Annotated in this window: 21 protein-coding genes and 2 riboswitches; of the genes, 20 read left to right on the forward strand and 1 reads right to left on the reverse strand. The window is 44.0% G+C overall.

What is annotated here, in order from left to right; genetic code table 11:
* The 6 genes from hypE (at nucleotide 1) to AC0VX7_RS01495 (ending at nucleotide 5,320) form a co-directional block, all read left to right on the forward strand.
* Entirely contained in the window at nucleotides 1-1,005 is a 1,005-nt protein-coding gene (gene hypE / locus AC0VX7_RS01470) for a hydrogenase expression/formation protein HypE (protein ID WP_475426340.1), read from the forward strand.
* Nucleotides 1,006-1,060: 55 nt separating this feature from the next.
* Nucleotides 1,061-1,585: a cytochrome b5 domain-containing protein gene (locus AC0VX7_RS01475; RefSeq protein WP_475426341.1), complete on the forward strand. Its 525-nt coding sequence runs from the start codon at nucleotides 1,061-1,063 to the stop codon at nucleotides 1,583-1,585.
* A complete protein-coding gene (locus AC0VX7_RS01480; protein ID WP_475426342.1) occupies nucleotides 1,582-2,487 on the forward strand; it encodes a hydrogenase small subunit in 906 nt (301 codons plus the stop codon). The genes AC0VX7_RS01475 and AC0VX7_RS01480 overlap by 4 nt, the downstream gene beginning before the upstream one ends.
* Nucleotides 2,480-3,886 (forward strand): nickel-dependent hydrogenase large subunit, encoded by a 1,407-nt coding sequence (locus AC0VX7_RS01485; protein ID WP_475426343.1) that lies wholly within the window; start codon nucleotides 2,480-2,482, stop codon nucleotides 3,884-3,886. The genes AC0VX7_RS01480 and AC0VX7_RS01485 overlap by 8 nt, the downstream gene beginning before the upstream one ends.
* Entirely contained in the window at nucleotides 3,886-4,356 is a 471-nt protein-coding gene (locus AC0VX7_RS01490; RefSeq protein WP_475426344.1) for a hydrogenase maturation protease, read from the forward strand. The genes AC0VX7_RS01485 and AC0VX7_RS01490 overlap by 1 nt, the downstream gene beginning before the upstream one ends.
* A gap of 262 nt (nucleotides 4,357-4,618) precedes the next feature.
* On the forward strand, nucleotides 4,619-5,320 hold the full coding sequence (locus AC0VX7_RS01495) for a hypothetical protein (protein ID WP_475426345.1): 702 nt from the start codon (nucleotides 4,619-4,621) through the stop codon (nucleotides 5,318-5,320).
* A 373-nt stretch (nucleotides 5,321-5,693) separates the two neighbouring features.
* On the opposite strand, the gene AC0VX7_RS01500 is transcribed toward AC0VX7_RS01495, so the two are convergent.
* Nucleotides 5,694-6,218: an ECF transporter S component gene (locus AC0VX7_RS01500; RefSeq protein WP_475426346.1), complete on the reverse strand. Its 525-nt coding sequence runs from the start codon at nucleotides 6,216-6,218 to the stop codon at nucleotides 5,694-5,696.
* 223 nt (nucleotides 6,219-6,441) lie between these two features.
* On the opposite strand from AC0VX7_RS01500, the gene AC0VX7_RS01505 reads away from it, so the two are divergent.
* The 14 genes from AC0VX7_RS01505 (at nucleotide 6,442) to ptsG (ending at nucleotide 26,714) form a co-directional block, all read left to right on the forward strand.
* On the forward strand, nucleotides 6,442-7,983 hold the full coding sequence (locus AC0VX7_RS01505) for a glycine betaine uptake BCCT transporter (RefSeq protein WP_475426347.1): 1,542 nt from the start codon (nucleotides 6,442-6,444) through the stop codon (nucleotides 7,981-7,983).
* A gap of 388 nt (nucleotides 7,984-8,371) precedes the next feature.
* Nucleotides 8,372-8,830 carry a CopY/TcrY family copper transport repressor gene (locus AC0VX7_RS01510; protein WP_215036635.1) on the forward strand — a complete coding sequence of 153 codons (459 nt, stop codon included), beginning with the start codon at nucleotides 8,372-8,374 and terminating at the stop codon, nucleotides 8,828-8,830.
* A gap of 19 nt (nucleotides 8,831-8,849) precedes the next feature.
* The gene (locus AC0VX7_RS01515) at nucleotides 8,850-9,080 is read left to right on the forward strand and encodes a heavy-metal-associated domain-containing protein (RefSeq protein WP_475426348.1); all 231 of its coding nucleotides are present in this window, start codon (nucleotides 8,850-8,852) and stop codon (nucleotides 9,078-9,080) included.
* Between the two features lies 1 nt (nucleotide 9,081).
* A complete protein-coding gene (locus tag AC0VX7_RS01520) occupies nucleotides 9,082-11,538 on the forward strand; it encodes a heavy metal translocating P-type ATPase (protein ID WP_475426349.1) in 2,457 nt (818 codons plus the stop codon).
* A 271-nt stretch (nucleotides 11,539-11,809) separates the two neighbouring features.
* A complete protein-coding gene (locus tag AC0VX7_RS01525) occupies nucleotides 11,810-12,805 on the forward strand; it encodes an ABC transporter substrate-binding protein (protein ID WP_475426350.1) in 996 nt (331 codons plus the stop codon).
* Nucleotides 12,806-13,135: 330 nt separating this feature from the next.
* Complete coding sequence (locus tag AC0VX7_RS01530; protein WP_475426351.1) at nucleotides 13,136-14,575, forward strand: esterase/lipase family protein; 1,440 nt, start codon at nucleotides 13,136-13,138, stop codon at nucleotides 14,573-14,575.
* A gap of 318 nt (nucleotides 14,576-14,893) precedes the next feature.
* Entirely contained in the window at nucleotides 14,894-15,268 is a 375-nt protein-coding gene (locus AC0VX7_RS01535; protein WP_215036640.1) for a hypothetical protein, read from the forward strand.
* Nucleotides 15,269-15,618: 350 nt separating this feature from the next.
* Nucleotides 15,619-16,572: an AAA family ATPase gene (locus tag AC0VX7_RS01540; protein WP_475426352.1), complete on the forward strand. Its 954-nt coding sequence runs from the start codon at nucleotides 15,619-15,621 to the stop codon at nucleotides 16,570-16,572.
* Between the two features lies 1 nt (nucleotide 16,573).
* Nucleotides 16,574-17,791 (forward strand): DUF58 domain-containing protein, encoded by a 1,218-nt coding sequence (locus AC0VX7_RS01545; RefSeq protein WP_475426353.1) that lies wholly within the window; start codon nucleotides 16,574-16,576, stop codon nucleotides 17,789-17,791.
* Nucleotides 17,788-20,004, forward strand: a complete 2,217-nt coding sequence (locus AC0VX7_RS01550; RefSeq protein ID WP_475426354.1) for a transglutaminase TgpA family protein — start codon at nucleotides 17,788-17,790, stop codon at nucleotides 20,002-20,004. The genes AC0VX7_RS01545 and AC0VX7_RS01550 overlap by 4 nt, the downstream gene beginning before the upstream one ends.
* A gap of 31 nt (nucleotides 20,005-20,035) precedes the next feature.
* Nucleotides 20,036-20,137, forward strand: a riboswitch (purine riboswitch).
* A gap of 151 nt (nucleotides 20,138-20,288) precedes the next feature.
* The gene (gene guaA / locus AC0VX7_RS01555) at nucleotides 20,289-21,836 is read left to right on the forward strand and encodes a glutamine-hydrolyzing GMP synthase (protein ID WP_475426355.1); all 1,548 of its coding nucleotides are present in this window, start codon (nucleotides 20,289-20,291) and stop codon (nucleotides 21,834-21,836) included.
* Nucleotides 21,837-21,923: 87 nt separating this feature from the next.
* A riboswitch (purine riboswitch) is annotated at nucleotides 21,924-22,025 on the forward strand.
* Between the two features lie 124 nt (nucleotides 22,026-22,149).
* Complete coding sequence (locus AC0VX7_RS01560) at nucleotides 22,150-23,481, forward strand: NCS2 family permease (RefSeq protein ID WP_475426356.1); 1,332 nt, start codon at nucleotides 22,150-22,152, stop codon at nucleotides 23,479-23,481.
* A 135-nt stretch (nucleotides 23,482-23,616) separates the two neighbouring features.
* Nucleotides 23,617-24,459: a glucose PTS transporter transcription antiterminator GlcT gene (gene glcT, locus AC0VX7_RS01565; RefSeq protein ID WP_475426357.1), complete on the forward strand. Its 843-nt coding sequence runs from the start codon at nucleotides 23,617-23,619 to the stop codon at nucleotides 24,457-24,459.
* A gap of 179 nt (nucleotides 24,460-24,638) precedes the next feature.
* Complete coding sequence (gene ptsG / locus AC0VX7_RS01570; protein ID WP_475426358.1) at nucleotides 24,639-26,714, forward strand: glucose-specific PTS transporter subunit IIBC; 2,076 nt, start codon at nucleotides 24,639-24,641, stop codon at nucleotides 26,712-26,714.
* Nucleotides 26,715-26,719 lie beyond the last annotated feature (5 nt).

Here is a 26,719-nt window from a genome sequence, read left to right on the forward strand (position 1 = left end):
ATGGTGCAGAAGATTGGTTTAGCTCATGGAGAGGGTGGTGAACTTACTCACCAGCTTATTCAAGATATTTTCATTAAGTCATTTGGCCATGGAGCGCAAACTAAATTGGATTCTGCCATTCTGACAATTTCTCAAAAAAATATTGCCGTGACAACAGATAGTTTTGTCGTAAAGCCAATTTTCTTTCCTGGATCTAATATAGGAAAGTTGGCCATAGCCGGAACAGTGAATGATTTAGCTGTTAGTGGAGCAATCCCGCGGTTTATTACAGCAGGATTCATTCTGGAAGAAGGCTTCCCCATCCCCGATTTGAAGAGGATTGTCCAAAGTATGGCAGAAGAGGCGGACCGGGCGGGTGTCCAGATTATTGCCGGAGATACAAAAGTGGTCGAAAAGGGAGGTGTAGATGGCATTTTCATCAATACAACAGGGATTGGGGAAATGCATGAGAAGCTACGGCTGAACCCGGAAGATATTAAAAAAGGTGATGCGGTGATCATAAGCGGCACAATAGGCGACCACGGCATTTCTATTTTAAGCGCTCGCCAGGAGCTGGGATTGATGACCGATGTCACGAGTGATTGTGCATCCCTTAGTCATCTCATTCAAGAGCTTACAAATGAAGTTGGTGGTATTCGAATCATGAGAGATCCTACAAGAGGTGGACTGGCGACTACTCTTGTCGAGATATGTGATGACTTTCGTGTGACGATCGAGCTTGAAGAAGCTGCTATCCCAGTGCGGAAGGATGTGCGGGGAGCATGTGATATTTTAGGATACGATCCTCTTTATCTAGCTAATGAGGGGAAAGTTGTAATCATTGTAGACTTAAACTCTGTAGAGAAAACGATCGGAATTCTAAAGAAAAATGGCTTAGGGAGAAACTCCAGTGTGATTGGCCAGGTTTCCTCAATGGATGCAGGCAAACTGTTGTTAAAGACTCCTTTTGGAACAACGCGCAGGTTGCAGCGTCTCTCAGGAATGCTTTTGCCTAGAATATGTTAATTATTCATGGGCTGACGCATAGGATATGAGGAAGCCGCCTTAAGGAGAGGAAGTCATGAACAACACAGAGTTAATCAGATTACAGCTGAATCACCTTGTTACTCAGGCACGGCATGATTTATATACACTATCCAGAACGAATGATCCCTATGTAAAACAACAAATCTTACAACGTTTATGGGATTCACTTTCTTCCATTCAGTTTTTAAGTGAACTGTTGGCTAATCAAGCCTTAAAACATTCCACTTTACCAGATATGCCAGTAATGCAGCAGCCGGTAAATACTAATCAGCCACAAATCCCGCCAATCACTCCCTTGCCAAATCAAAATACCCAATCGAACAATCAACGACTTTTTACTATACAAGAATTAGCAACATTCGACGGTAAAAACGGAAGACCTGCTTATGTTGCTGTCAATGGAACCGTCTATGATGTCACGAACAACCGGGCGTGGGCAGCGGCTACCCATTTTGGTTTAGTCTCCGGAAAAGAGTATACTCAGGAATTCACTTCCTGCCATGCAGGTCAACAGTCCATCTTGACGATGCTGCCAGTGGTTGGGAGGTTAGTGCAATGAAACAACCGATCCTGCCACCTGAGCCATTAACGAATGAGGCAATTGCTGAACGGCTTACAAATACAATTATTCAGCGAATTGATAGTGGTTTGGTCAAGAAAAGGAACTTAGTGTACTTAGAATTAAACGGCTGCTCTGGAAATATTATTTCTTTGCTAAATGGCCAGAACCCTGATTTTGAATATGCGTTAAATTCAATGGTAAATCTTCGGTACAGTAATAGTTTAATGGGAGCCGAAGGAGAACAAGCCATTGAAAAACTAATGGATGCATTGGATGATGATTTCATTTTAGCTGTTGAGGGAGCGGTCGCATTAAAAAATAATGGACTTTACAATATCATCGGCAGCTGGAACGGAAAACCGCTAACTGGTTTGCAGGCAGCCAAGATGCTTGGAGAAAAGGCATCGAGCATTTTTGCTGTTGGTGCATGTGCGACACATGGAGGCGTTTCTGCTGCCAAACCCAATCCATCTGAGTCAGTGGGCTTACAAACGGTTCTTCCAGAAAAGAAGATGATTAAACTGCCAGGGTGTCCCGTCCATCCTGACTGGTTTTTAGGAACACTGGCTCACCTTATCCTTTATGGAGAACCAGAAACAGATAATTTGGGCCGCCCGCTGATGTTTTACAGTACTCTCATTCATGATCGCTGCCCGAGAAGACCATTTTTTGACCGGGGAATTTTTGCTGAAAAATTAGGAGATAAAACATGTCTATTCAAGCTTGGATGCCGGGGTCCTGTGACGAGAGTGGATTGTCCAACCAGACAATGGAATGGCCATGTCAATTGGCCGATAGGGGATGATACTCCATGTATCGGCTGTGCTCAGTTTGGTTTTCCGGATGCGATGGCCCCATTTATCAGTTATGACACGACAAGGGTGGTGAAGGATGAATAAGCGAATTGTGATTAACCCGTTAACACGAATCAGTGGCTTTATGGAGATTGATGTAACGGTAGAAAACAATCAAGTGGTGGATGCAAAGACAAAAGGCAATTTATTTAGAGGTTTCGAGCAAATGCTGATTGGAAGAAGTCCATTTGATTCCGTTTATTTTACCCAGCGGATATGCGGGATCTGCTCAGCAGCACATTCGATGGCATCTTCTTTAGCACTAGAGGATGCCCTAAATATTGAGCCAATGGAACAAGGGAAGTATTTAAGAGATATTATTCATTGCTGCGAGTTCCTGCAAAATCATATTCGGCATTTTTACCAATATACAGTTCCCGACTTTGTGAAAATAGAACAAAATGCTTTATTCCAAACAGATCATGATGATTTCCGATTGCCAAAAGAGATTAATGAGCGGATTGCCAAACATTATTTCGAGTCTCTGGCAATCAGCAGGCTTGCTCACCAAATGTTAGCAGTACTAGGAGGAAAAGCCCCTCATAATCATGGAGTCTTCATCGGAGGAATTACCACACAGGCAACTGCAGAAAAGGTTGTTCATTTGGATTCGATTTTACAGAAAGTATCTGCGTTTATTGATGAAAAAATGATTCCCGATGTATATGATATTGCCAGATATTATCAAGAGTATTTTCAGTTAGGCGGAGGATACGGGAACTTACTGACATATGGTTCTTTTAACAATTATAAAGAGCTTGGGACCTTATATGTTGATCCACTTGTATTGACCACCGAAGGGATACAGGTTTTTGACGAAAGTAAAATTCGCGAGAAAATTGATTACTCTTACTTTACATCAGTGGAAAGTGCGTATGCACCCAGTGAAGGTATGACAGAGCCAAATATGGATAAGAAGGATGCCTATTCATGGGTAAAAGCGCCAAGATATAACGGTCTCCCTTTTGAGGTTGGACCGCTGGCAAGATTAATATTGAGCGGGTTATATAATAATGGAATCTCTGCGATGGATCGAACGATTGCCAGGGCACTGGAGGCAAAAAAGATTGCAGAGGTAATGAAAATCCTGCTCCAGCAGATCATACCAGGAGTGGATGTGCAAAAAAAATATGAACTCCCGGAATCGGCATCTGGAAGGGGATTGGTCGATACGACGAGAGGTGCCCTGGGACACTGGCTTAAAATAGAAAATAAGAAAATTTCATTCTATCAAATTATTACTCCTTCAACATGGGATTTTTCGACTCGTGATGAAAACGGTTATAGAGGAACTGCTGAAGAAGCATTGATCGGGACACATGTCCAAAATCCAGATAAACCTGCCGAAATTGGAAGGATTCTTCGTTCCTTTGATCCTTGTATGTCATGTGCGACTCATGTATACACTTCAGGAAACCAAGTAAAAACAATAAAGGTGTTTTAATGGAGAAAATAATCGTTTTAGGCATTGGCAATCAGCTTATGATGGATGATGGAATCGGAATTTATTTGATTGAGCAACTATCCAAAAGGAATCGAACAACTAATATTTCTTTTTTGATTGGTGAATCGGATATTGATTATTGCATGGAGCAGATAATGGGCGCTTCATTAGTCATCATTGTTGATGCAGTATGTTCAGGAGTCACGCCAGGAAAGCTTACGGTTTATCCCCTTTCCGATTTACACCAACACCATGAATTAGATATTTCCCCACATAATTTTCATCTATTTCAACTGTTGTATCTGCAGAAAGAATCTATAAAAGGGTTTCTCATCGGAGTGGAGCCTTCGGAGATAAGGTTCAATATCGGATTAAGCACATCGTTGATAGAGAAATGGGAGAGCGTTTTACAAGATGTATCGGCTACTATTGAGGAATTGATTGTGGGGTATGAAGTGGAAAAGAAATAAAAAACGTTCATTAGCGATATACAAACGTATAGCAATCTATTGAAAAGGACCTGTCTATTTTTACAGGTCCTATTTGTATATCGCTTCGTTAAGTAAGTTTGGAATTCTGCAATGGTTGTAACTCGCTTTTAAGATTTGTTTCTACTGGTGAAAATTACTCTCTAAACGATATGAAAATTGCGATATATCTGCTACAATAGGCGATATGACTCTTGCGGATTTAGTTGGAATTTGTCATTATTTGAAGTATGGGAGGTGCGATATGCGAATCGATATACAACCGAATGAACAAGCATTCTCAACAAAAGAAGTGGCGGAAGAAGTAGGGATTGCTACACCCACTGTCCGAAAGTACGGTCAAATTCTGGAACGAAACGGTTACGAGTTCTTGAAAGATGGTGACCGGCGTATCTTTGTTCTATCGGATATTCAAGCGCTTATAGCGCTGCGCGATACGGACAAGCCGTTGGATGATACGGCTAAGGATCTCGTGCAACAGCAAAAGGAAAGATTGGAAGGGCCGAATGGAACGGAAATTGCGCTTGGCGATACAGTCGATCATCTGCCGCAGGACCCTAATCAATTAAAAGAGCTTTTTCTTTTTGTCGCAAATGAACTTGCAGCCGCACGTGAAATGAATGTCCAGCTGAAAAACGATATGGCCCAGTTGAAAACAAATGTCTCCCAACTACAGCAGGACCATCATGTGATCAGCTCCAGTATCGGAAATTCAGCACAAAGAACAAATTCGAAGATTGAAAGATTCATTGAACAGCAAAATACCCATTACGAAAGCTTGCTGCAGCAGGAAAGAGAGAGAAGTGAACTTCTACAAAAAGAGATACAAAAAATGCGGGAGGAACAAAAGAGTGAGTGGAATTCCCAAAATGATTTTAACAAACGTCTGGAAGAAGAAATCCAGAAAAGAAAATGGGGATGGCTAACAGCGATATTCAGGAAATAAAGTGTTATAGAAAGCTTGAATTAAGCGATATTCCTGTTGTGTCACGGAGCGTATTGCTGGCCGATATAACAAGTGTGGTTGGTGCAATGCTTGGCAAGCGTCATATATCTCCTGACGATACGCTATTTGAAATGAAGTTATAGACTCAAGACAGACAAGTTAGAGTAAGGTTCCGGAAATCGGTAATTCTACTTTCAAAGTTCAACAATTTCCCGAGAAATATCTACAAATTTCTGATTTGGCATTCGACAAAATTATCAGGTCGAATTAAAGGAATTGAGACCATTATTATCTGCGCGCGGATAAATGATTACATATAATAAAACCCCTTATGGAGGAGCAAACTCCATAGGGGGTTTTTATGTTGCTTATTCTATAATAGTTTCTTCATGCGTCCTGCAAGTGGAATGACGATCAGACCTGCAATCAATACCTGCATTACATTGCCTGGAATTGATCCGAATGGCTGGATCCAGTTGCCGTAAAGGACTACTTCAGTAAAATAGTAGCCTACGATTTTAATGACAAGGGCAGCGAAAACTGCCAGAGAGTATACTAACACTTTCTTGCCAGGCATTTTTTCAGCCATCAAACCGGCTACATAGCCCATCGCGCCGACGATAACAAAGGTGAACGGTGCCCATAATGCCCATCCTGAGATAATGTCGAACAAGCCCATGCCGAACGCTCCTGCTATCGCCCCTGTTTTTCTGCCGTAGACGAAAGCGGCAATAAATAGAGGAATATTGCCCATATGGATCAGGCCTCCATTACCCATGATCGGGAGCCTGATGTTGATGAACATAGTTGCTACGACAGTCAATGCAATAAAAAGTGCATTGATGACTAGAACTTTTGTTTTAGTTGTTTCTTTGGTTGGAGAGTAAGCTGCATTCATTTGGAAACCTCTTTCTTTGTTCAGGACTTTTTCGTATGTCTCGAAATTCCTTTTTACATACTATCATACTCCTTATTGGTAACTTAATAAATACATAATAATATACACTTGTACAGAATTTTGGGAATTTAATTACTCCCTTTTGGCAGAAATGAATCGAAGCATGGATTTCGGGAAACATAACGATATCTTTTTGGAAAACGATCATGGGGAGTTGGCTGAATTGAATAAGGTATCAAATGTGTTCTGGATTTCTCTCGTTCTTGCGAGTGGATTTGTGATTTGGGGAGTGATTGCTCCTGTTCAATTAGGTGAAGTAATGGATCAAACCAAGGCATTCTTTTTAGATTCATTTGGCTGGTTCTATCAATTGGCAGCTTCTTTCTTCCTGCTATTTGCTATATTTTTGATTTTTAGCAAGTATGGAAAAATAAAATTAGGAGCAGATGACGACAAACCAGACTTTAACAGAAAAACATGGTTTGCCATGCTATTCAGTGCTGGTATGGGGATCGGGTTGCTATTCTTTGGAGTCTCGGAGCCTATCTCTCATTTTGCGAATCCACCTATTGGTGAAGGGGGCACACCTGAGGCAGCAAAAGTTGCTTTGAGATACACCTATCTGCATTGGGGTTTTCATGCCTGGGCTATTTACGCTGTCATCGCGCTTGTCCTGGCATACTATAAATTCAGGAAAAAGAAACCTGGCCTGATGAGTATAACTCTTACTCCTCTATTAGGAGAACGCTCAAAAGGAGCGATTGGAACCATCGTGGATGTAGTCGCGGTATTTGCGACGATTTTTGGTGTAGCAGCATCTTTAGGGTTGGGAGCAGCACAAATTAATGGGGGACTTAACTATGTAGCCGGGGTACCAAACAACTTCACGATCCAGCTAATTATTATCGCAATCGTAACTGTCCTCTTTCTGCTTTCTGCCAGCACTGGTCTGCAGAGGGGGATTAAGTATTTAAGCAATGCCAATTTAGTGTTGGCCGTCATTTTGCTTTTTGCATTTTTAATTTTGGGTCCAACAGGATTTGTCCTTGACCTATTTACAACAACGCTTGGAAGTTACGTGCAAAACCTGCCAGGCATGGGCTTAAGACTCACTCCATTTAATGAAGAACAAGCGAGCTGGATAAAGGACTGGACGATTTTTTACTGGGCATGGTGGATCGCGTGGGCACCTTTCGTTGGTACATTCATAGCGCGTGTTTCCAAGGGAAGGACGGTTAGAGAGTTCATGATTGCCGTTCTCGTTATTCCTACACTAGTTTGTGCCTTCTGGTTTGCGATATTTGGAGGTACTGCTATTTACTTCGAGTACTTTGAAGGTGCTAACATAGCAGGGCAAAACTTAGAAACAGCACTTTTTTATGTATATGATCTTTTACCATTCTCCGGTGCATTAGTTGTCGTAACATTATTGTTGATTACTACATTCTTTGTCACTTCTGCAGATTCAGCGACATTCGTTTTAGGGATGCAAACAGCAAAAGGAGATTTGAACCCTCCAAATGTGGTCAAAATTATCTGGGGACTTTTTCTATCAGCCTCTGCTATCGTATTAATGCTTTCAGGCGGACTGAGTGCTATGCAAACAGCCATTATCGTCAGTGCCTTTCCATTAACCTTTGTACTGATTGCTATGTCATTTTCGATATTAAAAGATTTTAAATCGGAGGTCATTGAAAAAAAGCCGAAAAAGGAAAAAGGGAAATTGTTGAAAAAAGAAGATAAGCCAGATCCAAGTCCGGTATAAATGTGTCGCGTTGGAATTACCCTACAGATTGCTAACAGCCAATACAGGTCTCTCCTCAGTTTACTCAACTGGAGGGGGACCTTTTTTTATTGAGCTTGTTTCGTAAACTCTGTTGCCTTTCCGCTAATCGAAAAAGGCTCCTGGCTTGCTTAATAAATTTCAGATTACGCATTGAGTATTGCTTTTTCTAACATTCGAGGAGACTTCTGAAACAGCAGCAAAGTAGACAAGTCATTATTTAAACAGTTTACCTAATACTGCAATGGGTATCATCCATTTTATAAAACATCAAAAATATTTTGGGATTAAAGCGGTTGACAATAATCGTTTACGGATGTAAACTATAAATACAAAACGATTACAGTTGTAAACGAAAGAGGTGCTGGCCATGCAAAAGGAAGAAAAGTTAGAGATTACTGATTCTGAATGGGAAGTAATGAGGGTCGTTTGGACGCGCAAGACGGCGACCAGCAAAGAGATCATCAATGTGCTTCAGGATAAGAAAGACTGGAAGCCTGCGACTACGAAAACCTTTATTGGCCGCCTCGTAAAAAAAGGCGCCTTGAACACAGAGACGTCAGGAAATAAATTTATATACACTGCGGCTGTCAGTGAGGAAGAAAGCCTAAAATCACTGAAAGCCGGATTATTCAATCACATCTGCAATACGGCGGTAGGAAAAACAATCGCCGACCTCATTGCAGAAGCGACACTGAGCCATGACGATATTGCGATGCTTGAGGAAGTTTTACAATCAAAGAAAAAGGATGCAGTAGAGCTGATTGTCTGCAATTGCGTCCCAGGTCAGTGCCATTGTAAAGAAAATCATGATATGGATTGTCATTAAATTAAAGGAGTGTTTATGAATGGAAAAGATCGTATTGAAGATAGATGGTATGACATGCGGACACTGTGTTGGAAAGGTTGAAAAGTCCCTGAAATCGCTCCCTGGCGTAGAAGTAGCCAAGGTGGATTTAAAGAAGGGTACGGCAAAAGTGAAATATGATGATTCGAAACAAACAATAGATAAGATGAATCAGGCGGTTCGTGAAGCTGGATATGAATCTAAATCCACATCCAAAAGGTGGCTGATATAAGATGACTGAAAAAACATTGACGATTGAAGGCATGACCTGTGCATCATGTGCTCAGTCTGTTGAAAAGGCTGCGAAAAAACTGCCAGGCATGCAGGAAGCAAGTGTTAACCTGGCGACTGAAAAATTAAAGGTCAATTTCGATGAAAATTCGCTGACAATAAAAGACATCCAGGATGCTGTAGAGGGTGCGGGTTACAAGGCAATCACAGATGTTGTAAAAAAGACCTTCATCATTAACGGGATGACCTGTTCATCTTGCGTCCAGTCGGTTGAGAAAGCGACAAGGAAACTGAATGGAGTCATGGAATCAAATGTAAATATGGCAACAGAAAAAATGGTTATCCAATTCGATCCGGCCGCCGTTACGGTGGCTGACATCAAGAATGCAGTTGCTGATGCCGGCTATGAAGCACAAGAGGATATTGGCGCTGAGAATTCTGCTGATGCAGACAGAGAGAAAAAGGAATTGCATATCAAGGAAATGTGGAGACGCTTCTGGATATCAGGCGTGTTTACAATCCCATTGCTACTTGTATCAATGGGCCATATGCTCGGATTGCCGCTTCCAGAGATGATTGACCCGATGCATAATCCGGCTGCATTTGCAATTGTCCAGCTGATCCTGACAATTCCAGTGATGTATCTAGGGAAGCCCTTTTTCACAGTCGGCTTTAAGACACTGATTAAGCGGCATCCTAACATGGATTCACTCGTTGCATTGGGAACTAGCGCGGCATTTCTCTATAGTTTGTTCGCAACAATCATGATTGTCCTTGGCGATGAAAACTACGCGGGCAACCTATATTATGAATCAGCGGCGGTTATTCTAACGTTAATCACACTGGGTAAATACTTCGAAGTACTTTCAAAAGGTAAAACGTCTGAAGCAATCAAGAAGTTGATGGGTCTCGCCCCGAAGACAGCTATCGTTTTAAAAGATGGAGAAGAAGTGGAAGTCTCTGTCGATGAAGTCCAGGTTGGCGATATCATAATCGTAAAACCTGGGGAAAAGATGCCGGTAGATGGGATCGTCGTCGAGGGAACGACTTCTGTAGATGAAGCGATGCTGACAGGAGAAAGCATTCCGGTCGAAAAAACAGTTGGCTCTAACATTATCGGTGCCAGCATCAATAAAACCGGGACGGTTCGATATGAAGCAACAAAGGTCGGAAAGGATACAGCTCTTTCCCAAATCATTAAGCTAGTTGAAGATGCACAAGGATCAAAGGCGCCGATCGCAAAAATGGCTGATATCATTTCGGGAATTTTTGTTCCAATCGTCATAGTACTTGCAATCCTTACGGGTCTTGCCTGGTATTTCGGAGGACAGACGGGTCTCTTCGCCTTTACGATCACGATTTCGATACTTGTCATTGCCTGCCCATGTGCGCTCGGTCTGGCGACCCCTACTGCTATTATGGTCGGTACGGGTAAAGGGGCCGAGAACGGTGTGCTCATAAAGAGCGGCGGAGCACTGGAAACTGCCCACAAGATTGATACCATCGTGTTTGATAAAACAGGTACGATCACTGAGGGAAAACCTGTTGTGACTGATATTGTCACGGTTAATGGCATCGCAGAAGAGGAGATTCTCACCCTTGCAGCGTCCGCTGAAAAGGGTTCTGAACATCCACTGGGCGAAGCGATCGTCAGGGAGGCTCAAATGAAAGGTCTCAGCCTGGCAAAAACAGAAGGATTTAATGCAATTATCGGCCACGGAATCGAGGTAATGATTCAAGGTCAAAACTTGTTGCTTGGAAACCGCAAACTAATGGATGACCGTGGAATCGAACTCGCCGATTTGGCAGAGACCTCTGACCAACTGGCTAACGAAGGCAAAACACCAATGTATATCGCAAGGGATGGTAAAATTGCCGGAATCATCGCAGTAGCTGATACGGTAAAAGAAACCAGTCTCAAGGCTGTTGAAAAGCTTCATAAAATGGGGATTGAAGTCGCAATGATTACCGGCGACAACAAACGCACAGCTGAAGCAATCGCCAGACAAGTCGGAATCGACCGCGTTTTGAGCGAAGTCCTACCAGAAGACAAAGCAAATGAAGTCAAAAAGCTCCAGGATGAGGGTCAGAAGGTTGCAATGGTCGGAGACGGCATCAATGACGCACCTGCCCTTGCACAGGCTGACATCGGGATTGCCATTGGCTCCGGAACAGATGTCGCGATGGAGTCAGCCGATATCGTCCTGATGAGAAGCGATTTGATGGATGTACCGACTGCAATAGAATTAAGCAAAGCAACCATCCGCAACGTAAAACAAAACCTGTTCTGGGCATTTGCCTATAACGTCATAGGGATCCCAATCGCAATGGGTATCCTCTACCTGTTCGGCGGACCCTTGCTGAACCCAATGATTGCCGGCGCGGCTATGAGTCTAAGTTCGGTATCAGTATTATTGAATGCATTGAGGTTAAAAGCTTTCAAGCCTTCAAGAGTATAATAATAAATAAGGATCTGTCCCTTTGGGGATGGGTCCTTTTTGCTTTCGATATTCCTTGACGCATTATTAATCAGGAAGTAGTAAAAGGGTCTTATTATTTCATTTTTCCTTAGATAACAATTTTGAAAGTTTTAGTTGTCCTACCCTTATGGTACGTGTTAATATCAGAATATTAAAAATTATATAAAAATAAACCAAAAAGGGGGACCTACTGCTTTTAATTCACCAAGAAGATACATAACCAATTTCGTGAATTTGGGGAGGGTAAAGGATGAAGAAGAGTTTGGCAGTTATATTAAGTGGGGCTATGCTCATGCTTGCGGCGTGCGGCGGCGGAAGTAATCAGGCGAGCGGAGATAAGAAAGAGAAGATGGTTAAGATTGGAATTACGCAGATTGTCGAGCACCCATCTCTGGATGCGACAAGAGAGGGCTTTATTGCTGCTCTTAAGGATGCAGGCTATGAAGAAGGCAAGAATCTGAAGCTGGATTACCAGAATGCACAGGGTGACATGAATAACAATGCATCGATTGCCCAAAAGCTGGTTTCGGATAAGAATGATCTTATTTTAGCGATTGCGACACCTAGTGCCCAGGCGGTAGTCCAAGCGACGAAGGATATACCGATTCTGTTCTCTGCAATAACCGATCCAGTCTCTGCTGAGCTTGTACAAAGTCTGGAAAAGCCCGGCGGAAATGCGACTGGAACATCTGATACTCATCCAAATGCCATCAAGAATACAATCGCTGCAATCAAAAAATTTGTCCCTGATGCGAAAAAGGTCGGGATCATTTATAACAATGGTGAGCCGAACTCTGTCATAAATGTGAAAAATGCAAGGGAAGCGATTAAGGAAGCAGGACTAGAAGCGGTGGAAACAACCATATCAACAAGCTCTGAAGTGAAGCAGGCGGCTGAATCGATGGTCGGCCGTGTCGACGTACTGTATATACCGAAGGATAACACTGTTGTGGCTGCGCTTGAATCTGTCATCGCGGTAGCAAATGACAAGGACATCCCAACCTTTTCCGGCGATGGGGATTCAGTAAAACGCGGAACGTTCGCATCCTATGGATTTGATTATCATGACTTAGGCTACACGACTGGTAAAATGGCAGTAGAGATCCTTAAGGGTAAAAAGCCAAGCGAAGTACCTGTCGGTTTTCCTGAAAACCTGGAACTAATCGTTAATAAGAAAGCAGGAGAAGAGGAAGGAATTACCTTGACTGAAGACATGCTCAAGGACGCAAAGATTGTTGGAGAGTAAAAGGAGGAGGCCTGTCAGGTTTTTGGCAGGCCCTTCTTAATAAAAAAAGAAAGTATAAATTTTACTTCGAGAAATGTTCAGCTCCAGCGCCTAGCCCCTCGAGTCGCTTCGGTCCGCCCAATGAAGTCAAAAAACAACTTCACTGGTCGGCCCTCCAGCGCTTGTCGGGGCTGACCAAGGCGCTTGCGCATTTCTTATGCAGCTGACCAGATACTACTATTTTCCTAATCTAAATAAACCGAAATACCCTTCTAATTAGCACAAGAACATAATACTTTTTAACGATGTGAAAAAAAAGGGGGTATGGGTTTGCGAAGGAGTAAGAGAATAATGTCATTATTGATGGTTTTAATGCTGATGGTGCCGGTTGCTGCAAAAGCGGGAGATTTTGGTGGTGGTTCTTCAGGGACACCAGGAACATGGTACCTAGGTTCTAACCCTTCATGGGTGGATCCTGCAAAAGCGCCGATTGTTTTCATTCATGGGTATAACAGTTCGGCGTCTGTTTGGTGGGATGGCAATGATATGTATGAAACCGCGCTGACCAATGGTTATCAAACGGCATTCATCGATCTGTATCCGGAAAGGGATATGTGGGAGAACGGCGCGATGCTGGCTGGCAAGCTGAAGCAGATTTATGAGTATTTCGGCAACAAGAAGCTTGTCGTAGTTGGCCACAGCAAAGGCGGAGTCGATACCCAGGCTGCGCTTGTCCATTCTGGCGCGCACCAGTATGTATCAAATGTCATCACCCTGTCCTCTCCGCATCGTGGCACACAGCTGTCAGACCTAGCCCACAGCAGCTCAGCCTGGTGGCTGGCCGCTTTGCTGGGAAACAATAATGATGCCACTCGATCCCTCCAGACGGGGAATATGAGTTATTTCCGAAGCATTACAGATAGCCATTCAAACTCTGCAAAGAACCGCTATTATACATTAGGCGGTTATAAATGGGGCTCATTCGGCAGCGCTTTATATTGGGGAGGCTTGTATTTGAGCAGCTATGGCTCCAATGACGGTGTTGTCACAGTCGCCAGCTCCCGTTTGCCGGGCGGAACAATCGTCCGGGAAGGTGCCTGGAACCATACGACCATTCGAGAAGGCTCACATACTTTTTCAGTATTCAAGCCATATACAATGTCAGAACAGCCAGCAGTGGCGAATGCATTTTCAGCAGCTGAGAGCATGGTGACAGAACCCGATACAAACCAGATTGTCAAAGGCGGTAAAGCTGAAAAAGCAATCAAGGAAAGTTTCGTGATTGAAGATGGAGCAGAAGGCTTCCAGATGGCTTTCCTTAGTGAAAAGAAATTGACTTCGCTCAAACTGAAGGGGCCAGATGGACAGGAGTATAAGGCGGCAAAAATCGAACAGGATAAAGGTGACTTTTTTAAAGGAGCCTGGGTCCATACGTTTGATATCGCAAAACCAGCGGCTGGAAAATGGAACGTAACAGGACCAGCTGCGGCATACCTGCTAGTGGTCAGCATCGACAGTCCTCTTGATGTTGAATTGAAACAGGATAAAAATCAAAGTGTGAAAGCTTCCTATAAAACAAAGTGGATCAAATATGACCGGGATGGAAACAAGAAGTTAAAAGAAGCAGGTAAAGGCTCGAAAGCAGGCAAGGTGCTGGATGGTGATCTCACTGAGCCAGGTGTATACAATCTAACCACAGAAGTCACGGGAGTTGATGCAAAAGGTAAGCCGTTCGAAAGGACCATGATTGAATCAGTCTATGTTGATGAAAATGGCAAGACTCATAGATAAAGAAGGAGGCGGCAGCTGGTGAAAACCAGCTGCCGCTCATGAATGGCAGATTGACGGAACTACCCGTACCGAACATCATGCATAAGGGTGCATTTAGCCAAGAAATGAGCCCTTATGTAAGTGAAACCTGGTGCATAAGGGTACATTAATCCATGGAATGTGCCCTTATGCAGCCACGCTCCTAATATAGCCTGTTCTACCTACAATCAATCCAGAACCCTATGCCTTATTCACTAATTTATACATAAATGATGGAGTGGCAGAATTACAGGCCGATATAAAAGATAAGCAGAGTTTGTACACCAGGAGGAGAAAGTAATGCACGTATTGGACTTGATTGTCAGGATCAACAATTGTGTCGAGGAGCTCGATTTTGCTGCCGCAAGAATGTATATGGAAGAGAACATCGAAGTCCTGAACGAGAATCGCAGCCGTTTAAAGTCAAACGCGAGGGAATTGCTTGAGTTTCTGACGAAACGGATGGAAGCTGGGCATCAGCCGCTCACAAGGAAAGACATGGCGGTCATCAATACAGTGAATAGCTATGCTTCAAAGTTTGACTTGAGAGGCTTGAAGGTAATCGTCAGGGATCACTCGCTGTTGTTTTTACGGAATGATATCGAAGCATATTTGAATAACGATGCGAAGATCATCCTTGAGGGCATGGGTGCGATTCCGAAGGCTGCAAGTTAAATAGAATTCATATAAAAGTTGATGACGGCTTCTCGAGACGAGGCCGTTTTTTTATTTCATGATAAAATTTCACCTCGAGAATTTTCTAGCTCCAAAGCCTAGTCAGTTTTCATACTTGAGTTTGCTTCCTTGATGATCTTGCGAGAAGCGTTAGCTTTGAGCAGCTCGAGTCGATTGCGTTTTTTATTTTTATCATGAAACCTTCCTCCGCAACCTTTCGTCTATCACTAAGTGGTTATATTTTCATGCTGCGTATTACAGGATTTTTACAGAAAATAGCGAATATAGACATATTGGAGTAAAAAAGTATTAGTTAACGTAGATAAATAGATTTTAAGGGGGAAATTTCGGTGCGGAATCAGATAAATCCAACAGTTGAAAGAATTCTAGGAAATATTGATAAGGTTATGACGGGTAAACGTAATGTGGCGGAGCTAAGCTTGATTGCATTGCTTGCCGGCGGCCATGTGCTGCTTGAGGACGTGCCTGGAGTCGGTAAGACAATGATGGTTCGAGCACTGGCGAAGTCTGTCAGCGCCAAGTTCAGGAGGATTCAGTTTACACCAGATCTGTTGCCATCTGATGTGACAGGGGTTTCGATCTATAATCCAAAGGAGATGGAGTTTGAATTCCGGCCGGGTCCCATCATGGGCAATATCATTCTTGCCGATGAAATCAACAGAACCTCTCCGAAGACCCAGTCTGCGCTGCTTGAAGGAATGGAAGAGCATAGTGTGACGGTAGATGGTGTGACCCATTTGCTCGGTAAGCCGTTTTTCGTCATGGCGACACAGAATCCGATTGATTATGAAGGTACGTATCCACTGCCGGAAGCACAGCTAGACCGTTTCCTGTTAAAAATGAAAATGGGATATCCTGCACCGGAAGAGGAAATGGAAGTTTTGAACCGGGCGCAGCGGAATCTTCCGATTGAAGACTTGCAGCCTGTTGTATCACTTGAAGATCTGCGCGATCTGCAGCAGAGTATCAAAGAAGTGGTAGTAGACGATACACTTAAGCGATATATTGTGGAACTGGCTAACCGGACCCGCGGACATTCAAGTGTATATCTTGGTGTCAGCCCTCGTGGATCGATCGCTTTGATGAAGGCTGCCCAGGCGTATGCGTTCATTTATGGAAGGGATTATGTCATCCCGGATGATATTCAGTACCTGGCTCCATTTGTTTTCGCCCACAGGATCATTTTAAAATCAGAGGCCAGGTTCGAGGGGATTACAACCGAGGATGTCGTCAACAGAGTGTTGGCGAGAGTGTCTGTACCGGTCCAGAGGCTCGTGAAGTAATATGAAAAAGTATTTCCAAAAGTTCAAAGAAGTTTGGAAGCTCATCGTTTTACTGTTATTGATCTTGATCACCTTTTCCTATGCCATGTTCCAGGGAGGATTTGTCAGCTGGTTCTTGTTTTACAGTTTCTTGCCATTCGCTCTCTATGCCCTGGGTCTCGCTTTTTATTCCATCAAGGATATCAAGGCGGAAAGGGTGTTTACGAAACAGGAATATAACGCTGGCGAGAAGTTCAAGGCTAGCGTTGTGCTTGAAAGGAATATGGGATTCCCGCTGTTTTATGCGATCGGGGAAGAAGAGGCCGGTGATACACTTACGGGGAACAGGGATTTGCAAAAGGCGAAAACGATGTTGTTTCCTGGATTCAACCGGGTATTTGGTTTTGACTATTCCATTGAAAACCTTCCTCGAGGTGAGCATACATTAATAGGCATCAAGTTGAAAACAGGGGACCCGCTTGGCTTAATTGAAAAAGAAAAGGTATTGCCAGTTGAAAACAAGATTCTCGTTTATCCTGCTTATCAGGATATGGTATATAGGCCGGTTGCCCATCATTTTGACCAGGGGATGACCGCCTCGAAGGAGCGTGTCCAGCGTGATACGTCAATGGCAATTGGGGTTCGTGAATACCAGCCGGGAGACCGCTTTTCGTGGATCAACTGGAAGGCGACTGCAAGACGGAATGACATTATGACGAAGGAATTTGAACAGAGGCAGTCACATGATGTGGTCATTTTAATGGATTGTGCCCCTGAACCTCGTTTTGAAGTCATCGTTTCTTACACAGCTTCGGTTATCAGGGCAATTTTACGAAAAGGCGCACAGGTGGGCTTGTTGACGTTAAGCGCTGAGCGCAAGGCGTTTCCGGCACGCGGCGGGGAAGTTCACCAGCAACAGCTTCTCCATCACCTTGCTAAAATTCAGGATGGGAGTCCTGTATCGTTTGACCGGGTCCTTGAGGCAGAGAGCTTTTTAGCGCAGCAGAACAATTCAATTATGCTGATTACCGCCCAACTGACGAAAGAGTTGATTGAAAAAGCTGCCTTCTATAATCAAAGAAATGCATCAGTGAGCATTTTCCTGATTAAAAATGGCCAAGAATCCCCGACAAAAACGGAGAAGAATTTAAGAACCTCGGCAAATGCCAGGGGAATCAGGCTTGTCATGGTACATGACGGCCAGTTCGCGGAAGCCTTCTCGGAGGTGAATAGAGGTTGAGGATCGATAAATCCAAAAAAGACGTCACTTTCTTTTTACTGTATATTTTCAGCTTTTTACTGCTATGGGAGTGGCTGCGGCCATTGGAGGAGTTGACAGATACTGGACACTTAGGTGTTTTTCTAGGTTTTGTGTTTGTCTCACTGATGATGTCCTACTTCAATATGCCAATCTTGCCGTCTGCTCTCATAAAAGTCATCATCATCCTTTATTCCATTCACTTTATGTATTATGAAGGAACCTTCTTCAGCCTGGAATGGTTTGGGCAGCTCTTCAATGAGGTAATCGTGAATTCAGGGGTTATCATCAATGCCGAATGGACTGAAATTTCGAATGTGTTTCGGACATTGTTGTTCTTTACCTTGCTCTGGCTGATGGCATACTTGATACAATATTGGCTGATCAACAGGAAACAAATTTTCGTGTTTTTCTTCATGACGCTGGTTTATATAACGGTTCTGGATACATTCAGTCCTTATGAAGCGGATGCGGCGATCGTCAGGACAGTCATTGCGGGTTTTGCTGTGATGGGGATGCTGGCTTATTACCGGATTGCTGATAGGGAAGTAGTGAAGAAGAACCTCGAAAGTGCGAAAAAATGGATGATACCTCTTGTGGCCATGATTGTCTTGAGTGTGGGGATTGGCTATGCAGCTCCAAAGGCTGATCCGATCTGGCCAGACCCTGTCCCGTTCATTACCTCGTACAATGAGGAGTCAGGCGAAGGCAATGGCGGCGTAAAAAAAGTCGGCTACGGAACGGATGATACTGCTCTGGGAGGGCCGTTCATCGGAGACGACCGGGTCGTTTTTACTGCTGAAGCAGATGGACGTCATTACTGGCGGATTGAGACAAAGGATGTTTATACGGGGAAAGGATGGATTGCAGACAAAGGCACAGCCATGCCGGTAGAATTTTTAACTGAGCAAAACATTCCGATGCAGCCTTTTGAAGAGGAAGTTAAAACGGAACAGCGTACGAGCAGGGTCACCCCGAAGATCGGTTATCCGCACCTTGTTTATCCGCTGGGGGTAACACAAGTGGAGGCATCCGCAGGGAACACCACCCTCCAATTCAGTCTTGATCCAACAACAGAAAAAATCACATCAATCGCTGATGGACAAGAGGGTTCAATTGGGCCATACTCGCTTACCTTTGACCACCCGGTGTACAGTGTAGAAAAGCTCAAGGCAGCCGGACCTGAAGAGCTGGCTACAGAGTTTGCCTTCGTCTCTAAATACACACAGGTACCAGAAGAGCTTCCAGAGCGGGTAGTGGAGCTGGCTGAGGAAATAACGAAGGACAAAGTGACCTGGCTTGAAAAAGCGCAGGCGATTGAGAAGTATTTCCGCTCAAACGAATTTGTATATGATCAAACGCTTGTTGCTGTCCCGGAAGAGGACCAGGATTATGTCGACCAATTCCTGTTTGAAACTCAGCGTGGCTATTGTGACAACTTCTCGACATCGATGGTTGTCATGATGCGTTCGGTTGGCATTCCAGCGCGCTGGGTAAAGGGCTATACCGAAGGCGAATATATCGATACACTTGAGAATGGACGCCGTCTTTACGAGGTTACAAACAACAATGCCCACTCCTGGGTAGAGGGATATTTCCCTGGTGTCGGCTGGGTTCCGTTTGAGCCGACGCAAGGTTTTTCAAACAACGTTCAATTTGAGTATGACAATAAAGACGATTCACAAACCCAGACAGGTCAAGAAGAAGAGGATGATACAACACCTGCTGCTCCTGAAAAACCGGAACTGCCAGAAGAGCAGGCGCAGGTTGACAAGCCAAAGGATTCTTTTTCCGAAGGCCTGAAAAACGCAGGAGCATTCCTGAAGGATAATCTGCAGAAGATTTTCCTGACATTACTCGTACTGGCTGTGTTCGCCGCAATCATGTATAGGTTGAGAGGAAGATGGCTTCCTGTCCTGTATATCCTTCTCTACAAGTATAAAAAGCAAAACAAGTACATGGAGAAAGCTTATATTGCCTTATTGGTGCAGCTGGAAAGATACGGACTGAAGAGAGAGAAAGGCCAAACACTGCGCGATTATGCCGATTATGTGGACTCATTCTTCTCGACAAACGAGATGCGCTGGCTCACAGAAAAATACGAAGAGTATCTTTACCGAGGCGATACGGATGAAGAAATGTGGCAGAATGCGAAAAAGTATTGGGAGTTCATGATTCGGAAAGTTAGTGCTTGACCGCTAAAATATTATACTGATACAATGTTTGCAACTATATAGAATCAACCTTCATATATCCTCGATAATATGGTTCGAAAGTATCTACCAAATCACCGGAAATGATTTGACTATGAAGGCAGGTTTCTTTTTGTACGTAACGGGCTGGATTCCTGCTTTCCTTTTATTTGAGGGGCAGGATTCTGGCTTTTTTTATGTGAAAAACGCGGCAACAAGCCATACTATCTACATAACCTTCTGTTTACGGAAGTTTCCGCGTTTCTATTTTATAATGAGGTGACTTTATGAAAACCGAGCTGCAAGACCAGGAAAAGATTATTGTATTAGACTTTGGCAGCCAGTATAACCAGCTGATCACAAGAAGGATCAGGGAATTTGGTGTCTACAGCGAATTACATCCACACACGATTACGGCAGCTGAAATCAAGGAAATGAATCCAAAGGGAATTATTTTCTCCGGAGGCCCGAACTCTGTCTATGATGAGGGAGCCTTCCGCTGTGATGAAGAGATTTTTGAGCTGGGCCTGCCGATTTTAGGAATCTGCTACGGAATGCAGCTGATGACGATGCATTTCGGCGGCAAGGTCGAGAAGGCGAAGAACCGGGAATATGGAAAAGCTTTGCTGACTCTGCATAACCAGAACAGATTATTTGAGGGAACACCGGGAGAGCAGGTTGTCTGGATGAGCCACGGAGACCTTGTGACGATGTCACCTCCGGGATTCACAGTGGACGGCATCAACCCTTCTTGCCCAATCGCGGCAATGAGTGATGAAAGCCGCAAACTATATGCTGTTCAATTCCATCCGGAAGTACGCCATTCTGTTTACGGGAATGACCTTTTGAAAAACTTCGTCTTCAAAGTTTGCGAATGCGAAGGCAACTGGTCGATGGAAAATTTCATTGAAATCGAGATGGAGAAGATTCGCCAGCAGGTGGGAGACAAAAAAGTACTTTGCGCGCTCAGTGGAGGTGTAGATTCTTCAGTTGTTGCGGTATTGATTCATAAAGCGATTGGTGACCAACTGACATGTATATTCGTCGACCACGGATTGTTGCGAAAAGACGAAGCCGAAGGTGTCATGAAAACTCTAGCTGATGGCTTCAATATGAATGTGATCAAAGTCGATGCGAAGGACCGTTTCCTCAGCAAGCTGGAGGGAGTATCCGATCCTGAGCAGAAGCGTAAAATCATTGGCAATGAGTTCATCTATGTGTTTGACGATGAAGCTGAAAAGCTGGAAGGCATTGAGTTCCTGGCACAGGGAACATTGTATACCGATATTATCGAAAGCGGTACGGCGACAGCACAGACAATCAAGTCCCATCATAATGTCGGCGGACTGCCTGAGGATATGCAGTTCAAATTGATCGAGCCATTGAATACATTATTCAAGGATGAAGTCAGGGCACTTGGCACTGAGCTTGGCATGCCTGATGAAGTCGTCTGGCGCCAGCCATTCCCTGGCCCTGGACTTGGCATCCGTGTCCTAGGTGCGATCTCGGAAGAGAAACTTGAGATTGTTCGTGAATCAGACGCAATCCTCCGTGAAGAAATAAAGAAAGCTGGTCTTGATCGTGAAATCTGGCAATACTTCACCGTTCTGCCTGATATCCGCAGCGTCGGTGTCATGGGCGATGCGAGAACATATGATTACACAATCGGAATCCGTGCAGTAACGTCAATTGATGGGATGACGTCTGACTGGGCAAGAATTCCTTGGGATGTCCTTGAACTCATCTCCACAAGGATCGTCAACGAAGTGGATCACGTGAACCGGGTTGTTTATGACATCACAAGCAAACCGCCTGCAACAATCGAATGGGAATAAAATACGAACATTATTAAAAACGAACATGAAAATGTTCGTTTTTTTTGTTGACTCGGGGCAAAAGTCCTGTTAGAATGATACTGAACTTAATAATTTGTCATAATTCGTCGTATAATCTTGGGGATATGGCCCAAAAGTTTCTACCGAGCTACCGTAAATGGCTTGACTACGAGGTATAGAATTCATGGCTGGCAATCTATCAATCTATTGCAGCCAGGAGTTTCTTTTATTGCCTGCAGTCAACGCCCCGGTATCCCGTGGCGTTTTCTTTTTGGCCAGATTTCCTGAATACTATTCAGGGGGAAATGAAAATATGAAGAAGTATTTTGAGTTTGAGAAGCTAGGCACGAACTATCGCCGCGAATTCATTGGCGGGATGACCACATTCCTTGCCATGGCGTACATCCTGATTGTTAATCCCAATATACTTACACTGTCAGACGTACAGGACCTGCCGGAATCATTGAGGATGGATACTGGTGCAGTCTTCGTCGCGACAGCGCTCGCCGCAGCAGTCGGTTCCATCATCATGGGCCTGATTGGTAAGTACCCGATCGCCCTTGCTCCGGGAATGGGCTTGAACGCATTCTTCGCTTACACAGTTGTCCTTAGCCATGGAGCACCGTGGCAACATGCCCTTGCTGCAGTTTTCATCTCAAGTGTGTTCTTCCTGCTGCTGACGATTTCAGGCTGGCGGGAAAAATTGATCAATGCCATCCCAGTTGAACTCAAGCACGCAGTCGGAGCGGGTATCGGTTTGTTCATCACGTTCATCGGCCTGAAAAACGCAGGAATCATCGTCGATAATCCAGCAACACTTGTAGGGCTGGGAGATTTGACAAACAGCAATACATTGCTTGCATTGTTTGGTCTATTAATTACAGTCATCATGCTGACAAGAGGCATTCACGGTGCGGTATTCTTCGGAATCATCATTTCTGTCATTGTCGGAATGATCTTCAATCTTATTGAAACACCTGAAAGTGTAGTCGGTGCAGTGCCGAGTGTTGCGCCAACCTTCGGAGCGGTTTTCAGCGCTTTTGGTGATCCATCTTTCTATACAGCAACAATGCTCGGAATCATCCTGACATTCCTGTTCGTTGATTTCTTTGATAACGCAGGTACTCTTGTAGCCGTTGCCAACCAGGCAGGATTGATGAAAGACAACAAGCTGCCGCGCGCCGGCCGTGCGCTTTTCGCTGATTCAATCGCATCGCTTGTCGGTTCGATCTTCGGTACGTCAACAACTACTTCCTATATTGAATCATCTGCTGGCGTAGCATCAGGAGCAAGAAGTGGATTTGCTTCACTTGTAACGGCTGGATTCTTCCTGTTAGCACTGTTCTTTTTCCCGCTGCTCTCAGTCGTTACCTCAGCTGTAACAGCGCCAGCATTGATTATCGTTGGTGTCCTGATGGTTTCTTCTCTTGGTAAAATTGAATGGGGCCGATTTGAAATCGCCGTTCCATCATTCCTGACAATGATTGCAATGCCGCTTTCATCCAGCATCGCAACAGGGATTGCAGCAGGCTTCATCTTTTACCCAATCACGATGATTGTTAAAGGGAAGTCAAAAGAAGTACATCCGATTATGTATCTGTTCTTTGTGATTTTCTTGCTTTATTTTGTATTTTTAACAGAATAGAAGAAGGGTCCAGCCTGCGCGGCTGGATCTTTTTTTGCCAAAAATTGAGGTGGGTATAATTAACGCTTCGAATTGACTTATAAATCTCCCTTATATACGATATTTCTATAGAACAGGCTGAAACGGGGATACAGGATGGACCAAATTACAGTAAAAAAAGGGTTGAACAATAATGTCATGATAGCGGACCACCCTGCATTCGGGGAAGTCATCCTGATCGGCAAAGGAATCGGCTTCAACCGGAAAAAGGGGGATTTGATCGAAGAGGGGCAGGCGGAAAAAATGTTTGTCCTCAAGGATGAAAGAGAGCGGGCAAATTACATTAAGTTATTGCCATTCGTCGAAAACGATCTTCACGAGGCCATCATTTCTTCTATTGAGTTGATCAAAAAGAGAGCAGCTAGCCAATTGAATGAACACATCCATGTCGCATTGACGGATCACTTGATGTTCGCTGCGAACCGAATTGCAAATGGGCTTGATTTCAAAAATCCATTTTTAGTCGAGACGAAAACACTGTACCCGACTGAGTTCCAGATCGCCCAAGAGGTTGTTCAGCTTCTTAAGGATAAATCAGGGATTGAATTTCCGGATGGTGAAATAGGCTTCATCGCCCTTCATATTCACAGTGCGGTCATGAATCGAAACCTATCTGATGTGAACAAACACTCGCAGCTTGTGACAAAATTGGTACAAATGATTGAAGAAAACCTGGAAGTCGAAATCGACAAAGAGGGGATTGACTACACCCGGCTTGTGCGCCATATACGTTTCACGATTGAAAGGGTCAATAATGGCGAAACAGTAGAGGAACCAGAAAAATTTGCAACCCTCTTGAAAGAAGAATATCCAGTGTGCTACAATCTTTCGTGGAAACTCATTAAAGTGATGCAGCAGACCTTGAAAAAACAAGTATGCGATGCTGAAGCCGTCTATCTGACAATGCATTTGCAAAGGCTTCAGAAAAAAGTTAAATAAGTAATTATTTTTTACGTGTTACTGATTCGATCAGGCATGAGTAAAGAATGTAATTGAAATGGAGTTTTATGGGTAATATATCCGTATGCTTCTTTCACTACATCTTTCTCATGCCTTTTTTATTTGTTTTTTTGATGTTTGTAACCGCTTTAGGAGAAAAAATTTCAGGAGGTATTCCTATGTTTAAGAAAGCTTTTGGTGTTCTTCAAAAAGTAGGTAAAGCGCTCATGCTTCCAGTTGCGCTTTTGCCAGCTGCAGGTATCTTGCTTGCTCTAGGTGCGGCACTTAGAAACCCTGCTTTGCTGGAGCTTGCTCCATTTTTAGATAACAGCGGCGTCGATATGGTAGCTGCAGTCATGCAGAAAGCCGGTGACGTTGTCTTCGGGAACCTGCCGCTCTTGTTCGCGGTCGGTGTAGCTGTTGGTTTGGCTGGCGGTGAAGGTGTTGCCGGTCTAGCAGCAATTATCGGGTACCTAATCATGAATGTAACGATGGGTACAGTTCTGCAAATCACGCCAGAGGATGTTAACGGTCTTAACTACCAAAACATTCTTGGCATTCCAACCCTGCAAACGGGTGTGTTCGGCGGTATTATCGTAGGTATCATTGCCGCTGCTCTTTACAACAAGTTCTTTGAAATTGAGTTGCCATCCTATCTTGGTTTCTTTGCTGGTAAGCGTTTCGTGCCAATCATCACAGCAGGAACTGCAATTTTGCTTGGTCTGGCAATGCTTGTCATCTGGCCGCCAATCCAAAATGGCCTGAATGCATTCTCGCAAAACATGGTTCACGCTAATTTGACTCTATCAGCATTTATCTTTGGTGTAGTTGAACGTTCATTGATTCCATTCGGCTTGCATCACATCTTCTATTCACCATTCTGGTATGAGTTTGGCCAGTATACTACTTTGGCTGGCGATGTCGTCCGCGGTGACCAGCGTATCTTCATGGCGCAGATTGGTGACAACGTACAAGACTTAACTGCTGGTACGTTCATGACTGGTAAATTCCCATTCATGATGTTTGGTCTTCCGGCAGCAGCTTTGGCAATTTATCACGAAGCACGTCCTGAAAGAAAAGTAGTAGTCGGCGGTTTAATGGTATCCGCTGCGTTGACATCATTCTTAACAGGGATCACAGAACCACTTGAGTTCTCATTCTTGTTCGTAGCGCCAGTACTATTTGGAGTGCACGCAATCTTTGCAGGTCTATCTTTCATGACTATGCACCTTTTAGATGTAAAAATCGGTATGACTTTCTCCGGTGGTCTAATTGACTACATCCTGTTCGGTCTGATCAATCCACAGACAAATGCATGGATTGTCATTCCGGTTGGTTTAGTTTTCGCAGTAATTTACTACTTTGGTTTCCGATTCGCAATCCGCAAGTTTAACCTGATGACTCCTGGCCGCGAAGCATTGGAAGAGGATGAAGAAGAAGGCGGAGCAAAAGGACAAGCTGGAGACCTTCCATATGAAGTTCTTGATGCAATGGGTGGTAAAGAAAACATCGCTCACCTTGATGCATGTATCACTCGACTTCGTGTATCTGTAAATGACATTAACAACGTCGATAAAGATCGCTTGAAAAAGCTGGGTGCTGCCGGAGTGCTTGAAGTCGGCAACAACATTCAGGCAATCTTCGGGCCGCGTTCAGAGACAATTAAAGGTCAGATGAGAGATATCATGAACGGTAAAAGGCCTCGTCCGGTGGAAACGAACCAGGCAACAGAGGTTGAACAGCAAATTGAAGAAGTAAATCCAGAAGCGTTGCAGACGCATCATGATGCAGATGCTAATGCAGATGTATTCGTTTCTCCTATTAAAGGTGAAATTCTGCCAATCACAGAAGTGCCTGACCAAGTCTTCTCAGGCAAGATGATGGGCGACGGTTTTGCTATCGTACCTTCTGAAGGTACAGTTGTATCACCGGTAGACGGAAAGATCGTTAACCTGTTCCCGACAAAGCATGCGATCGGGATTCTGTCTGACTCTGGAAGGGAAATCCTCATTCATTTTGGCATCGACACAGTGAATTTGAAGGGACAAGGTTTCGAAACACTTGTTTCTGAAAATGACACAGTGACAAAGGGACAGCCGCTATTGAAGGTGGACCTTGATTACATCAAGAAGAACGCAACATCAATTATCACTCCGATCGTTTTCACTAACCTTTCTGAAGGGGAAAGCATTGTTATTAATAAGAAGGGCAATGTAGATGTGAAAGACGAGAATATCATTACGATTTCTAAATAAAAACT

Source organism: Mesobacillus sp. QJM3NY_10 (assembly GCF_056173465.1).